This is a genomic window from Agrobacterium sp. YIC 4121 (assembly GCF_002008205.1).
GTDB lineage: Bacteria > Pseudomonadota > Alphaproteobacteria > Rhizobiales > Rhizobiaceae > Agrobacterium > Agrobacterium leguminum.
The window spans coordinates 471221-484510 of the sequence record NZ_MRDI01000027.1; the positions used below are offsets into that span (position 1 = coordinate 471221).

General features: G+C 59.0%; 18 protein-coding genes. 15 read left to right on the forward strand and 3 right to left on the reverse strand.

The genetic code is table 11. The features are described 5' to 3' along the window. The first annotated feature begins 31 nt into the window (after positions 1-31). From BTE54_RS24115 to BTE54_RS25185, 8 genes are all read left to right on the forward strand, one after another. A complete protein-coding gene (locus BTE54_RS24115) occupies positions 32-775 on the forward strand; it encodes a pentapeptide repeat-containing protein (RefSeq protein WP_078054223.1) in 744 nt (247 codons plus the stop codon). Positions 776-824: 49 nt separating this feature from the next. Next, positions 825-1037: a hypothetical protein gene (locus BTE54_RS24120; protein ID WP_078054224.1), complete on the forward strand. Its 213-nt coding sequence runs from the start codon at positions 825-827 to the stop codon at positions 1035-1037. Next, positions 1034-1681: a hypothetical protein gene (locus BTE54_RS24125; RefSeq protein WP_143240771.1), complete on the forward strand. Its 648-nt coding sequence runs from the start codon at positions 1034-1036 to the stop codon at positions 1679-1681. Before BTE54_RS24120 ends, BTE54_RS24125 begins: the two co-directional genes overlap by 4 nt. Positions 1682-1684: 3 nt before the next feature. After that, positions 1685-2053: a hypothetical protein gene (locus BTE54_RS24920; RefSeq protein ID WP_143240772.1), complete on the forward strand. Its 369-nt coding sequence runs from the start codon at positions 1685-1687 to the stop codon at positions 2051-2053. Further along, complete coding sequence (locus BTE54_RS24130) at positions 2050-2340, forward strand: hypothetical protein (protein ID WP_078054226.1); 291 nt, start codon at positions 2050-2052, stop codon at positions 2338-2340. Before BTE54_RS24920 ends, BTE54_RS24130 begins: the two co-directional genes overlap by 4 nt. 576 nt (positions 2341-2916) lie before the next feature. After that, complete coding sequence (locus BTE54_RS24140; RefSeq protein ID WP_078054228.1) at positions 2917-4011, forward strand: tyrosine-type recombinase/integrase; 1095 nt, start codon at positions 2917-2919, stop codon at positions 4009-4011. Positions 4012-4208: 197 nt separating this feature from the next. Next, positions 4209-4550, forward strand: a complete 342-nt coding sequence (locus BTE54_RS24145) for a hypothetical protein (protein ID WP_078054229.1) — start codon at positions 4209-4211, stop codon at positions 4548-4550. Between the two features lie 89 nt (positions 4551-4639). Then, positions 4640-4816 (forward strand): hypothetical protein, encoded by a 177-nt coding sequence (locus BTE54_RS25185; RefSeq protein ID WP_162856870.1) that lies wholly within the window; start codon positions 4640-4642, stop codon positions 4814-4816. Position 4817: 1 nt separating this feature from the next. Here the strand turns inward: BTE54_RS25185 and BTE54_RS24155 are convergent, their stop codons facing one another. Next, complete coding sequence (locus BTE54_RS24155; protein WP_003524114.1) at positions 4818-5618, reverse strand: HpcH/HpaI aldolase/citrate lyase family protein; 801 nt, start codon at positions 5616-5618, stop codon at positions 4818-4820. A 7-nt stretch (positions 5619-5625) separates the two neighbouring features. Continuing rightward, positions 5626-6843, reverse strand: a complete 1218-nt coding sequence (locus BTE54_RS24160; protein WP_078054230.1) for an FAD-dependent oxidoreductase — start codon at positions 6841-6843, stop codon at positions 5626-5628. Between the two features lie 306 nt (positions 6844-7149). Here BTE54_RS24160 and BTE54_RS24165 point away from each other — a divergent pair, with 306 nt between their 5' ends. Together BTE54_RS24165 and BTE54_RS24170 are read left to right on the forward strand one after the other, a co-directional pair. Further along, positions 7150-7497 (forward strand): hypothetical protein, encoded by a 348-nt coding sequence (locus tag BTE54_RS24165; RefSeq protein WP_035240153.1) that lies wholly within the window; start codon positions 7150-7152, stop codon positions 7495-7497. A 158-nt stretch (positions 7498-7655) separates the two neighbouring features. Next, on the forward strand, positions 7656-8768 hold the full coding sequence (locus BTE54_RS24170; RefSeq protein ID WP_065654145.1) for a pyridoxal phosphate-dependent aminotransferase: 1113 nt from the start codon (positions 7656-7658) through the stop codon (positions 8766-8768). Between the two features lie 412 nt (positions 8769-9180). On the opposite strand, the gene BTE54_RS24180 is transcribed toward BTE54_RS24170, so the two are convergent. Continuing rightward, on the reverse strand, positions 9181-9444 hold the full coding sequence (locus BTE54_RS24180; protein WP_003524109.1) for a sel1 repeat family protein: 264 nt from the start codon (positions 9442-9444) through the stop codon (positions 9181-9183). 599 nt (positions 9445-10043) lie between these two features. Between BTE54_RS24180 and BTE54_RS24185 the strand changes: the two genes are divergently transcribed. From BTE54_RS24185 to amn, 5 genes are all read left to right on the forward strand, one after another. Next, positions 10044-10382, forward strand: coding sequence for a DUF2147 domain-containing protein (locus BTE54_RS24185; protein WP_003524108.1), 339 nt, complete (start codon positions 10044-10046; stop codon positions 10380-10382). A gap of 162 nt (positions 10383-10544) precedes the next feature. Beyond that, a complete protein-coding gene (locus BTE54_RS24190) occupies positions 10545-11141 on the forward strand; it encodes an AAA family ATPase (protein WP_078054231.1) in 597 nt (198 codons plus the stop codon). A 158-nt stretch (positions 11142-11299) separates the two neighbouring features. After that, the gene (locus BTE54_RS25190; protein WP_020809511.1) at positions 11300-11482 is read left to right on the forward strand and encodes a hypothetical protein; all 183 of its coding nucleotides are present in this window, start codon (positions 11300-11302) and stop codon (positions 11480-11482) included. A 10-nt stretch (positions 11483-11492) separates the two neighbouring features. Beyond that, entirely contained in the window at positions 11493-11666 is a 174-nt protein-coding gene (locus BTE54_RS25195; RefSeq protein WP_003509979.1) for a hypothetical protein, read from the forward strand. A 105-nt stretch (positions 11667-11771) separates the two neighbouring features. Next, the gene (gene amn / locus BTE54_RS24200; protein ID WP_078054232.1) at positions 11772-13277 is read left to right on the forward strand and encodes an AMP nucleosidase; all 1506 of its coding nucleotides are present in this window, start codon (positions 11772-11774) and stop codon (positions 13275-13277) included. Positions 13278-13290 lie beyond the last annotated feature (13 nt).

Here is a 13290-nt window from a genome sequence, read left to right on the forward strand (position 1 = left end):
AACCACCACACCACTTGAGGAGATCAAATAAATGAAATTCGACATTCTGAACAGATTCAGCGGAGAAGTGCAGTTTTCTACCGAAATCGACTGCAAGGCAGACGATTTGCCGTCAGTGAAACTCGGCATGGCCGTCAAGGTGGCCGTGAAGGAGAGCGCCAACCTCTACGGCGCCAACCTCTACGGCGCCAACCTCTACGGCGCCGACCTCCGCAGCGCCAACCTCTACGGCGCCAACCTCTACGGCGCCAACCTCTACGGCGCCGACCTCCGCAGCGCCGACCTCCGCAGCGCCAACCTCTACGGCGCCGACCTCTACGGCGCCGACCTCCGCAGCGCCAACCTCTACGGCGCCAACCTCCGCAGCGCCAACCTCTACGGCGCCAACCTCTACGGCGCCGACCTCTACGGCGCCGACCTCTACGGCGCCGACCTGAAAGATGCGAAGTACGCTGATTTGGTCATTGCGCAAACTCGCATCCTGCCAGCAGGGAGCCTGATCGGGTGGAAGAAATGCCGCGATGGCATTATCGTCAAACTTCGCATTCCTGAAGAAGCCCGTCGCAGCCACGCGTTCGGACGTAAGTGCCGCGCGGAGTTTGCTGACGTGATCGAGATAATCGGCGCCGAGCAAGCGGTCAGCAGTCATGACGGCGTAACCGTCTACCGCACCGGCGAACGCGTCACGCCTGACAGCTTCGACGAAAACTGGCAGGAAGAGTGCGCACCGGGCATTCACTTCTTCATCACCAAAGAAGAAGCAGAAAACTACTGAGCGCTTACCGGCGCTCACTACCCTTTTCACCACATCCGAGGAGACAAAAATGTCGAGAAGACGCGACAACACCTACACCCCTGCCCCATACGCCGGCGACGGACTCGAGATCGCAGCCAACCTTTCATCCGGAACCGCACCGACGGCCGTTCTCGTCGCAGTCGCCAAGTGGCACGAGCGCAGGAAGGACAGCCGCAATCGCGTCATCGCCTCCAAGCTGCGTGAGCTCGTCGCGGCGAATGACAATGGGAGGAGAAGATGATGGCCGCCGCTGAGAACATTGCCGATTTGCGCTCCATCCTCAGCATTGTTGCTGAGGAAACTGGCGCGTTGAAGATGGAGGACGCTGACGAGGACAGCGTCGGCTGGACAACTGAAGGCCCGTTGCCAATGACATTCGGACATGTCCGTCGCGCCCATGCCGCACTTGCCGCCCTCGAAGCCGCCCTGTCCGCTGCGGAGCCGGTGAGCGCCAATCTTAATGTGTTTGTGTGTTATGACGGGGTAATATTCGCAACAGAAAATTCTGCGAAAGAATACTGCAAAGACCGAAACTTTGCTCTTGGCGGCATGGGTTATAACAAGAAACCATTGCAAGGGGACTTCACCCATCCCGCGCCATCCGTGGCCGTGAAGGCTTTGCAGGATCACGTGCTGGCGGATTTCACGCACCTGACAGATGCCCAAGCCCTGTCGGGACCGTATATCGTCAAGCGCATCAAGGAGCGCTTCGGGTCGTTCGCCCTCTCCGCACAGCTGCAGGACGTGGCGGTTGCGGAGATTGTCTCGAAGTACGGTGATCCGGAAGCTTTTGGAGAGCGCGAGTTAATCCCGTTGGTCGATATCCAGAAATACCCATACGGAACGAAGCTCTACGCCGCAGCACCCGCAAAGCAGGAGGGCTGAGACGTGGCGAAGGAAAAACTTAAACCCTGCCCGTTCTGTGGCTCACATCCAGTACACGGCCTGATGAAGGTAGAGTATTGCCAACTTCACGGGGAACCGTTCCAGCGCGCTCGTGTCAATTGTCCTCACGGTCACGCCGAGATTATCTGCTCTTCTTTGGCGGAGGCAAAGGAAAAGTGGAATAGGCGTCCGGCATACCCCGGTGAAACGGGCGTGGCTTTGAATAAGGCCGTGGCCTTTATCGAAAGCCTCACCGACGACCCTCTTCTCATGGGGGAAGATATCGAGATGACACTTGATGATGTCCAAAATCATGCGCGGATAGAACTGGCCAGCCTCCGAACGCTAATGAAGCAGGAGGGCGGCGAATGATCCTTGACGACGATTTTGAGCGCAATGTGGAAGCAGAGCTTGCGCGCACCGCCGAATGGAACCGTGAAACGCTGGAGGCTGAAATCACGCGCCTTCGCCAACTCCTATCCGAAGCAGAGAAGCGCGAGAGGGAGGCAAGGGCGAAGGCGCTGGAGGAGGCTGCGCAAGTCGCCATGGACTGGAAGTGCTCGCTCCGCCCAGGGAACATTCAACGCCTATATGGCCATCAGGATGCAGCCCGAGATATCGCAGCGAAGATCAGCGCCCTGCAATCGGAGGAGCGGTGATGGTCGGATGCAAAGAACTAGTCGCGCGCGTTTCTGAGGTCACTGGAACGCCGCATGAAACCGTGACCGTCATTGACAGGCTATTAGCTGAGGCTGGCCTGCGCACGCGGTCTCGACGTGGTCGTGGCCAAACGGAGATGACTCCTTTGGACGCATCCCGACTTCTTTATGCGACTATCGTTAGCACTCGCGCCGTCGACGCGGTTCGCGTGGTAGAGGAAGGAGGCGAGGCAATATCTGATGTCGTGCAGTCGGTATCTCTCGGTCTGGATATAACTATCTCTTTCAAGCGATCGCCGTGCTGCACACAGGCGATATTGATAAAATCTCCGAACCTCATGGGTGAGCCATGACCAGAACCGCCGATAACGACAACGAGCCGCCGGACGCAGTCCTGGAAACACTGTTGACGCCGGAGCAGGTGGCGGCACGAATAACGGCGTCCACCGGAGTTTTGGTTACGGCAAGAACCGTGTGGGAGAAGTCGAAACGAATCGGGGTGTCGCTAAAGATCGGCAGATCTCCGATGATATCATCGCGCGATATACCTGCGCTTCTCCAAGAGGAAAACAGGAAATGGCAACGCCCTTTAAACGAGGAAAAGTCTACTACCACTACTACACCGATGCTAAAGGTAAGCAGCGGAAACGAAGCACTGGCCTTACTTCAAAAAAGCAGGCGCAAGAGGAAGCTGACGCCTTCATCGCACGGATAAAGGTCGCCAACCTTCGAGGGTACGATGCCGAATTAAAACTGGTTGAGGCGATCATCGCCTATGAGGCGGACGGTAAGTCTCCGCGCTTCCTAGATAAAATTGCGAAGGAGTGGGGGCATCTAAAGGTATCAGATATGAAACCGGCATGGGTGCGATCCCATGCGCGTGACCTTTACCCTGATGCACTCCCCTCAACTCTCAACAGGCAAGTCATAACCCCTGTTCAGTCGGTGATAAATCATGCGTACCAGGCGCAGGACGGCAGGCAGATCAAAATCGAAAAATTCGAGGTGAAGGACGTAAAGAAAAAGTCGGCCGTCGACGGGGAATGGCACGAGAAGTTTGCCGCGCACGCAATATCTCGACACATGGCGGTAATGGCCCGGTTCATGTATGAGACGGCCGCACGAATTAGCGAGGCTGTCCGAGTGAAGCCAGAGGATGTCAATTTGGCAGATCGCACAGTCGCGCTCACGAAGACAAAGACCAAACCCCGCGTAACCCGAATATCTCAGCCGCTCGCCGACATGATTGCGGAGCTAATGGAGGCACCTCCTGTTCGGCACAGGAAGAATAAGCGCAAGATAAACGGCCTATTTGGATATGCAAGCCGACACGCCGTCTACAACGGATGGAAAGCAACTTGTGACCGAGCTGGCATCGCATACGCTCCACCGCACTCATCCGGACGTGTCTCATTTGCGACAGAGCTAGTTGTAAAAAGGGGCGTGGACGTCGTTACAGCGGCAAAACTTGGCGGATGGGCAAGCCCAAAAGTGATGATGGATACCTACGCAAAGGCCGACGAAGGACACGCGGTGATCGATAGCGTATTTGGGAACGGTGGCGGGAAAACATCCCAAAATAAGCACAAAATCGATATTGAAGGCACCGACCCGGAAAACGCAAGCGAAAACAACGCGTTAGAAATGAAAACAAAAAACGCTCGCCCTTAGCAGGGGAGCGCCTTCGACCACTCGGCCACCTCTCCGGTGCGGCCTGATTATTGCGTAAAAAAAATGATTGCAAGGCTTTTTCGCCAAGAAGCACAAAAACCTGTTGGCTGAACATCGTCCTGCGAAACTTTGCGGGTCTTTAGGGAACTTCTTGCAGGCCGGCACGTTCTGCCTTCGGTAACAAAAGAGGTGTTCTAATGGCTCAGACCAAACTGAATGTTGTCGAAGACACGATCGAAAACCAGATTGCGGAGCTGCGTTCGCAGATCTCGTCCCTCTCCAAATCCGTATCCGCCCGCGCGGAAGGTGTGAGCGAGGATGCGTCCGAATTTCTGGATGAGGCGCGCGGGCGCGTGCGCAAGGCCGCGCATAATGTCCGCGCTCAGGGCCAGAATGTCGTGGAAGCCGTCAAGGAAAATCCCGGAACGGCGACTTCCCTGCTGACGATCGTTGGCGCACTCGGTTTTGCCATCGGTTATGCGGTTGGCGCGGGCACGCAGCAGAACTCGTCGAACAACAGCCTTTATCGCTGGCGCTGATCGCCTGACCGAATTAAAATTGAGGCAAGGCGGGTCTATCCTGCCTTGCCTTTTCTTACTGGTTTGAAATGTGATGAATGGGGGCGGATATGCAATTCACCGACGATATTGAAGCGGCTCTGTCGGATTTTGCGAGGGATCATGGCGTCGAAAGGGATGAGGCCATCCAGCGCATCATTCGCGCCGCCCTTATCAATAGCGGTTATCTCGCCTCCGGCGAAGAAGGCATTCCGCCGGAAAAGCTGAACGCCAGCAACGACGACTGAATTAATAGCCAGACCGTGATGGTGCGGGCGCCGCTCCGCCCTTGTAACGAGCCGACAGCGCACGCAGGGTGCTGGCAAATTCCGTCACATCCGCGCCGACGGCCACGAAGGACGCGCCGAGTTCGAGATAGCGGCGATTATAGGTTTCGTTGAAGGTGAGAATACCGGCGGCCTTGCCGGCCTTGACGATCTTGACGATGGCCGCCTCGATCACCGCCTGCACTTCCGGCTCGTCTATCCTGCCGAGATAGCCCATATCGGCAGCCAGATCCGCCGGGCCGATAAAGACGCCGTCCACGCCCTCCACCGCAAGAATATTGTCGAGATCGTTGATCGCCGCGCGCGTTTCGGCCTGCACCAGCAGGCAGACGCTGTCCGAGGCGCTGTCGGCATAGTCGGTTATCGTGTTGAAGGCGGAAGCACGGGCAACGGCAGCACCCATGCCGCGAATGCCGCGCGGCGGATAATGCATGGCGCTGACCAGATCCTTCGCCTGGGTTGCCGAATCGACCATCGGCACCAGAAGCGTGCGCGCACCCGCATCCAGAAGCTGCTTGATCATCCAGCTTTCGCCGACCGGCACGCGCACTACCGGTTCGGCAGGCGATGTGGCAAGGGCGCGCAGCTGATCGATGATGCTGCGCAGATCGTTCGGCCCATGCTCGCCGTCGATCACCAGCCAGTCGAACCCCGCCGTACCGGCGATTTCCGCCGTGATCGCCTCGCCCATATCGAGCCAGAGGCCGATCTGCGGCTTGCCGGCATGGATGGCGGTTTTAAAACGGTTTTCGGGAGCAGGCATGATGTCCTCAGGAAAGCAGTAATTTCAGATCGGCGGAAGCATCCGCCAGGATGGCGCGATCCGGCTCCGCGCCGGTATCGAGCAATTTCTTGCCCGCGACATAGGCCTTGGCATCGTTGACGGCATCCACCGCCACGAATCGCCCATCGCGAAAATACCAGACGGACCAGCTGCCCTCACGCGCGCCCTGCCTCAGCATCGTCTCGTCATAACCCAGATTGAAGCCGGCAATCTGCAGCTTGGCGTCATATTGATCCGACCAGAACCATGGCTTCGGATCATAGGCGGCTTCAGCCCCGGTAAGCACGGCAGCGGTCGCCTCGGCCTGATCGACAGCATTCTGTACCGATTCGAGACGCACATGCTGGCCGCGCCAGGGCAGCAGGGCGCAGTCGCCCACCGCATGAATGGCGCTGTCGGAGGTGCGGGTGTGGTCGTCCACCACGATGCCATTGCCGACATCAAGGCCCGATTCGCGAGCGAGGCGATCATTCGGCGTCACGCCGATGCCGACAATCACAAAGTCCACATCCAGCATCGAGCCATCGGAAAGTTCGGCAGCGGCCACCCGGGCGTCCATGCCGACAAGGCGCACAAGACCGGTCTTTTCGCGAATGGAAACGCCGTGGGCCTGGTGGATGCCGCGCATGATATCGGCGGTTTCCTTCGCCGCCACACGCTGGAGAATGCGGTCGGCCATTTCGATCAAGGTCACTTCGAGGCCGAGCTTGCGCGCGACGGCCGCTGCTTCGAGACCGATATAACCGCCGCCGATCACCAGCAGCCTGCGGCCGGGTTTCATCTCCTCCATGAGACGGTCGGCATCACGCTTGTCGCGAACGGTCAGGACGCCTTCCAGATCGCCGCCGATACTGGCGGGCAGCAGGCGGGGAGCAGCCCCGGTCGCCAGCACCAGCCTGTCATAGGAAAGCGTGCTGCCGTCCTGCATGCGCAGGAATTTGGCGGCGCGGTCTATCTCCTCGACCCAGGTAGAAAGCCGGATATCGACATTGTTTTCGGCGTACCATTCCTTTGGCCGGAACATCAGCCGGTCGAAGCTCATCTCGCCGAGAAGGTATTTTTTGGAGAGCGGCGGCCGCTGATAGGGATAGGCATCCTCGGAGCCGATGATGGTGATGGGGCGCTCATCCTTCAGCGCCCGAAGCTTCGACGCCAGCGCGAAAGCGGCCTGCCCCGCCCCGACGATTACCAGCCTTCCCGTCACAATCCACTCCCAGAAGAATCACGAAGCGCCGGTCCTGCCGGGCCCCGAGATGCGATATTGCAAGGTTCAGGCGTAACGCCAAGTACGGCCCCAGTCAACACCAGCCCCGTGCAAGCGTGACGCAGTATCAGCACAGGCTGCAACCGGATGGGGCCGAATGCATTTCCATAGCGGAAACATCGGCTTCCGAAGGGAAGATTGGTCGAGATCGAGACACAGAACAGACAATTGCGCGGATTTCCTTCATGCCCTGGCAAGGAAGCGGCGTTAAAATCGGCATCAAGAGAGGCAATCCGGGAGGTTGTCATGGCTTTGCATATGGATCCCCGTCAGAACGTCCCCCAGGACGAGATGTACGAGAAATTTCAGATCGACCGGCCCGGCAAGATCACCTTCATCGGGCATCATCTCAGCGCCAAGGACACCATGCGCTGCCTGGTGCGGACTATTTCCCTTTACGGCGCGGAACTGGATGTCAGTCCCGATCTGGAAATGCCGGCCAATTTCTATCTGGAAATTCTAGGTATCCGCGATGAGATCGGCTGCACGCTGATCCGCCGCGAAGAGGAAAAAGTGACGATCGGCTTCAATATGCTGATCGATGCGGAGTTCCTGCACCATGTGCGACGCCTGAGCTTCGAGACCAACGCGTGATCCTGACATGACAGGCCGATGGCTTTTCCGTCTCCTCGCCGGGACGTAAAATTCTGGTCCAAAACAGTCGTGCCGGAACCGGCTGCGCCTTGCGTCCGGTTTTTTTGCACCTATTGTGAGCCGGGTTTTAAACACACAGGTACCGGAACTCTCAGCCAATGTCAGCCTTTTCCCGCCTCACGCCGCTTGCCGCCTCGCTTCCCTCAACCGTTCCCTTCGTCGGCCCGGAGGCCATCGAGCGCAACCGCGGCCTGAAGGTTGAAGCGCGTATCGGCGCCAATGAGAGCGGCTTCGGCCCCGCCCCTTCCGTGCTTCTGGCCATGCGCGATGCGGCGGCGGAGACGTGGATGTACAGCGATCCGGAAAATTATGAGCTGAAGGAAGCGCTTGCCATCCACCATGGCGTTGCACGCGGCAATATCGCCATCGGCAGCGGCGTCGATGGGCTGCTGGGTGAGATCGCGCGGCTGATCGTCGAGCCGGGCACGCCTGTCGTAACATCCCTGGGCGGCTATCCCACCTTCAATTACCATGTGAACGGTTTCGGCGGGAAACTCGTGACCACGCCCTATGTTGACGATCACGAAGATCTGGACGGACTTCTCGATCTCGTCATCCGGGAAAATGCGCCACTCGTTTATTTCGCCAACCCTGATAATCCGATGGGAAGCTGGTGGGAAGCGAGCGAAGTCGTCGCCTTTGCCCGTGCATTGCCCGAAACCTGCCTGCTTATTCTGGACGAGGCCTATTGCGAAACCGCGCCTGCGAGCGCCGTTCCGGCCATCGATGCGCTGATCGGCCAACCGAACATCCTGCGCATGCGCACCTTCTCGAAAGCCTATGGGCTGGCTGGGGCGCGCGTGGGTTACGCTATCGGCACGCTTGGCAATGCCGAAGCCTTCGACAAGATTCGCAACCATTTCGGCATGGCGCGCATTTCGGTCGCCGGCGCTTTGGCGGCGCTGAAGGATCAGGACTATCTGCGTGAAGTCGTTGGTAAAATTTCTGACGCCCGTGAGCGCATTTCGGTAATCGCGCGCAATAACGGCCTTTCCCCGCTCCCCTCCGCTACCAATTTCGTCACCATCGATTGCCACCGCGACGGGGCTTATGCCCGCGCCATCGTCGATGGGCTGATGGAACATGGCGTCTTCATCCGCATGCCGGGCGTCGCGCCGCTCAACCGCTGCATTCGCGTGAGCGTGGGGCCGGGTGACAAGCTCGATCTGTTCGAGCAGGCGCTGCCGAAGGTTCTTAAGTCGATCGGCTAAACTCCCGCTCCACCCTCTTTCCTGTGCTTGTCACAGGAATCCAGCCGACGCGCGTCTGCGCGGCGAGAGGACTCTTCTCAGCCCAAGGACTTGGGCTGGCTGGATCCCTGAGACAAGCACAGGGATGAGGGTGTCGGGCGAGTCGGCATATGATCCGATACCGCGCGTTGCACGCATCGATTCAACGTCCCCCCGCAAGCCCCTGCCCCGCGGATCGTTTTCCGGCGAAGAGACATCGCCAAACATAAGAAAACCGCGCCGGCCTTGTTCCTGCCGGTCGCGGTTTGATGTGTCAGCGCAAAAGCCCTTTTCAAAGGCCTCGCCGCGTTCCCCTTCGGGTTTACTTTCCTTTGCGCCGGTCATCGGGACTGGAGGGAACGGGACCGGCAATCTCAATAAAGGCTTGGGTAAATCAGTGCATCGTCATCCAGTCGCGGGCGGCGCGCAGCGCTTCGGCCAGTTCCGATTTCGTCATGTTGCGGGCGAGATCGGCGCGCAGCGAAGCGGCTCTTTCCGATCCACGGATCGCGGCGATGTTGAGCCATTTATGGGCGGCGATCAGGTCCACCTTGCAGCCCCGGCCGGTCGCATAGACCAAGCCGAGATTGCAAAGAGTGTCGGCGCGGGTTTCGCCACCGGCAGCCATTTCGATATCGCGAATTTCAAAGCGTGCCATTGTTTTAATCCCTGTCCTTCTGCCTGTTTCATCATTCGCCTTCTTGTCGAGGCCATCGTCCGGACCTGCCGTCTTTTGCGGCTTTTTTGTCCTTTCGTCCGGCAGGTTTTCCCTGCGCTTTTGATGAGTTCACTATGCCACGGGGCCTTCAACGGTCGCTTAAAAGGCATGATTAATGGGCCGCAAACAAACTGCAAACGATTGGTAAAATTGGGTTTTCGTTAAATATCACGAGCCGCGGAAATTAAGGACTTTGCGGCGAATTTTACGAAAAGTTTAGAATTGGATTTAAACCCTTCCTTCACCACGATCAAAACAGCGATTTTCCAATTCTTCCTCTTTCGCTCGTCCCGCCGCTGCAAATGCCGCGCCGGGGCCGCAAATTTCTGTTTCCTTTTACGTGAACGTCAAATACTATCCGTCCTGCCCGTCATGAGGATGAAACGGGCACAGGATAACGCGGTGCAAGGAGCAATCGTTGCGCCGCAGGCGGCTTGGGCCAGAGATGGCGCATTCGCACGCCAAAAGGGTTTGATCTGCGCATCGCGTCTTTGGGCCGCCGGCTCGAGAAAGCCTGCGCGCATTTCGGGAGGAATTTTATGAAGCGTATAATGACGATTGCCGCCGCCCTCATGCTGAGCGGCAACCTTGCCTTCGCCGCCGAGGCAATCGAAGGCAACTGGAAGACCGCCAGTGGCGAAACTGCCGTGATCGGCCCCTGCGGCGGCGCCTTCTGCGTGACGCTGAAGACCGGCAAACACGCCGGAAAACAGATCGGCAAGCTTTCCGGCAAGGGAAACAGCTATTCGGGTGAAATCACCGATCCCGCCAATGACAAGACCTATAGCGGCTCCGGCACCGTTTCCGGCAACTCGCTGAGCATGAAGGGCTGCGTGCTGAAGGTTCTGTGCAAATCGCAGACCTGGACGCGGCTGTAATCGACAGGGCGGCGGGCGGGCTTCTGTCCTGCCGCCTGCGATCCCGCGCCTGACGGTACGGTGCGCTGCCCAAGGATTACGTTCGAGACTGCGGGCGCACGCCGCATGGAAGCCATATATCCGTTGATGTATCGTTGCGCCCAACACCAACGAGAGCGACGCATGCGCCCCACCCTTTCGACAATCCTGATTGCGGGCACCTCACATGTCGGCAAAAGCACCCTTGCCGGCCTGCTGAGCGAAAGGCTGCGCTGCGAGGCAATATCGACCGACAGTCTCGCCCGCCATCCGGGCAGGCCATGGCCGGGCATTCCGGCACCGGTGGAAGAATATTACGCGCGGCTCTCGGCGGAAACAATTCACTGGTTCCTGAAGATACATCATCAGAACATCTGGTCGCTGATCCGCACGATGATCGACAGCAGGTCCGGCACCGGCACTCCCACGATCTTCGAGGGCGCGGCGCTGCGGCCGGAATTCATCTCGCCCCTGCTTGGCGGCAAGGTCGCCGGTGTCTTTCTCCACGCCGGCAATGATTTTCTTCTCGAGAGAATGCGCTCTCACGCCCGCTACGAAGATGCAGCGGCTGAGAAGCGGCGGATCATCGACGCCTTTATCGAGCGTTCGTTGCGGGAAAACACGGACATGCTGGCATCCGCGCAGGAGCACCGCGTGCCGATTGTCGATGTGACGCAGCCTCAGGCATTCGAGACCCTGCTGACCGATCTGGCTGCACGTGCGGAAGCCCCGCTGTCCTGATCGAAAATCGGGTGGCCCGCGAGATGCCCGGCGCCATTGCGGCATCAATCCGTCATGTCACCGCCTGTTAACATCCCTGAATGCCATATGAACCGGGGTCTCAGGGTCCGTTCAGTCCGAGTGTGGCAAAACTCTGTCCATCAACTCCAATAAGGGGAATGGACATGGCAAAGCTGATCAGCCGACTGGCAATCTTCGCGTTTCTCATGGCGATCTTCGCCATGTCCTTCGCCTCGCTCGTCGTTAATCCGAACCGCAGTTTCCAGCGGGTGAATGCAGGCGCGGCGATCGCCTGCCAGCACAGCCCCTCGCCCGCCGCCAATTGCCCCGTCGTGTTGTGAGGACAGGCCGATGACGACAAGTTTTTCCAACGGCCTGTTTTCCGCGCTGCGGCTGGTGCTGATGGCCTCGATCTTTCTCGGTCCGGTCGCCGGACTTGCGGTTTACAAGGCCGATCCCCGCCCCGCCTCCAAGGGCGCCGGCTTCGTGCTTTTGATGAGCCTGCAGCGCGGCGCGCTCGGCTGAAATTTCCGCCGACCCGCTGTTATTCGAACTGCCTTTTTGCGTTTCTTTTCAGTTTCTTCGTATTTCTGTCGCTTGCCTGTCGAAATTGGCCTCTTATAATGGGCCATGACAATAGCAAAACGAACGATTCCGCCCCTCACCTTCATCAGCCCCGAGCCTTTCGCGCCGCAGTCCTTCACGGACCCGAAAGAAGCTGTGGCGGCTTTGACCGCGCTTTACGAACGCAATACGGCGTTCCTGATCAATTCCTTCACCGAGCTTGCCAAGGGCGCGCCGATTGCCGGGCGCTACCGCGCCTGCTATCCGCAGGTGAGCCTCGAGACCGCCACCTTCGGCCATGTCGATTCGCGTCTCTCCTACGGCCATGTCACCGCCCCCGGCGTTTACACGACGACCATCACCCGGCCGGAGCTTTTCCGCCATTACCTCAAGGAACAGCTGGGGCTTCTGATGAAGAACCACGGCGTTCCGGTCACGGTTTCGGAATCGGCGACGCCCATTCCGCTGCATTTCGCTTTCGGCGAAGGCGCCTATGTCGAGGCGGCGGCGGCCTCCTCGCTGTCCGACGTGCCGCTGCGCGATCTGTTCGATACGCCCGATCTCAACAATACCGACGATCTCATCGCCAATGGCGAATATGATCAGGTGCCCGGCGAACCCGCGCCGCTCGCGCCCTTTACCGCGCAGCGCATCGACTATTCTCTGGCCCGCCTCAGCCACTATACGGCGACGAGCGCCAACCATTTCCAGAACTTCGTGCTGTTCACCAACTACCAGTTCTATATCGATGAATTCGCCGCATGGGCGCGGCAGTTGATGAAGAATGGTGGCGAGGGTTACACGGCTTTCGTGGAGCCGGGCAATATCGTCACCCCCGCCGGTTGCGACAAGCCGGAAACGGATGCCGTGCTCGCGCGCCTGCCGCAGATGCCCGCCTATCACCTGAAGAAAAAGGGCCATGCCGGCATCACGCTGGTCAATATCGGCGTCGGCCCCTCCAACGCCAAGACGATCACCGACCACATCGCCGTGCTGCGCCCGCATGCCTGGCTGATGGTTGGCCACTGCGCTGGCCTGCGCAACAGCCAGCGGCTTGGCGATTATGTTCTGGCGCATGCCTATGTGCGTGAGGACCACGTTCTGGATGACGACCTGCCGGTCTGGGTGCCGATCCCGGCGCTTGCCGAAGTGCAGCTGGCGCTGGAAGGCGCCGTCGCGGAAGTTACCGGCTACGAGGGCTTCGAGCTGAAGCGCATCATGCGCACCGGCACCGTCGCCACCATCGACAACCGCAACTGGGAGCTTCGCGATCAGGCAGGTCCCGTCAAGCGCCTGTCGCAGTCGCGCGCCATAGCACTCGACATGGAATCGGCCACCATCGCCGCCAACGGCTTCCGCTTCCGCGTGCCCTACGGCACCCTGCTCTGCGTCTCCGACAAGCCGCTGCATGGCGAACTGAAACTTCCGGGGATGGCGACGGAGTTTTACCGCACCCAGGTCGCCCAGCATCTGCAGATCGGCATCCGCGCCGTGCAGAAGCTGGCCGCCATGCCGACGGAGACGCTGCATTCGCGCAAGCTTCGAAGCTTTTACGAGACGGCGTTCCAGTAAAAACAGATATCGC

Coding starts and splice junctions, on each gene's coding strand:
- BTE54_RS24115 (WP_078054223.1), top strand. CDS start 32: ATGAAATTCGACATTCTGAACAGATTCAGCGGAGAAGTGCAGTTTTCT.
- BTE54_RS24120 (WP_078054224.1), top strand. CDS start 825: ATGTCGAGAAGACGCGACAACACCTACACCCCTGCCCCATACGCCGGC.
- BTE54_RS24125 (WP_143240771.1), top strand. CDS start 1,034: ATGATGGCCGCCGCTGAGAACATTGCCGATTTGCGCTCCATCCTCAGC.
- BTE54_RS24130 (WP_078054226.1), top strand. CDS start 2,050: ATGATCCTTGACGACGATTTTGAGCGCAATGTGGAAGCAGAGCTTGCG.
- BTE54_RS24140 (WP_078054228.1), top strand. CDS start 2,917: ATGGCAACGCCCTTTAAACGAGGAAAAGTCTACTACCACTACTACACC.
- BTE54_RS24145 (WP_078054229.1), top strand. CDS start 4,209: ATGGCTCAGACCAAACTGAATGTTGTCGAAGACACGATCGAAAACCAG.
- BTE54_RS25185 (WP_162856870.1), top strand. CDS start 4,640: ATGCAATTCACCGACGATATTGAAGCGGCTCTGTCGGATTTTGCGAGG.
- BTE54_RS24155 (WP_003524114.1), bottom strand. CDS start 5,618: ATGCCTGCTCCCGAAAACCGTTTTAAAACCGCCATCCATGCCGGCAAG.
- BTE54_RS24165 (WP_035240153.1), top strand. CDS start 7,150: ATGGCTTTGCATATGGATCCCCGTCAGAACGTCCCCCAGGACGAGATG.
- BTE54_RS24170 (WP_065654145.1), top strand. CDS start 7,656: ATGTCAGCCTTTTCCCGCCTCACGCCGCTTGCCGCCTCGCTTCCCTCA.
- BTE54_RS24180 (WP_003524109.1), bottom strand. CDS start 9,444: ATGGCACGCTTTGAAATTCGCGATATCGAAATGGCTGCCGGTGGCGAA.
- BTE54_RS24185 (WP_003524108.1), top strand. CDS start 10,044: ATGAAGCGTATAATGACGATTGCCGCCGCCCTCATGCTGAGCGGCAAC.
- BTE54_RS24190 (WP_078054231.1), top strand. CDS start 10,545: ATGCGCCCCACCCTTTCGACAATCCTGATTGCGGGCACCTCACATGTC.
- BTE54_RS25190 (WP_020809511.1), top strand. CDS start 11,300: ATGGACATGGCAAAGCTGATCAGCCGACTGGCAATCTTCGCGTTTCTC.
- BTE54_RS25195 (WP_003509979.1), top strand. CDS start 11,493: ATGACGACAAGTTTTTCCAACGGCCTGTTTTCCGCGCTGCGGCTGGTG.
- amn (WP_078054232.1), top strand. CDS start 11,772: ATGACAATAGCAAAACGAACGATTCCGCCCCTCACCTTCATCAGCCCC.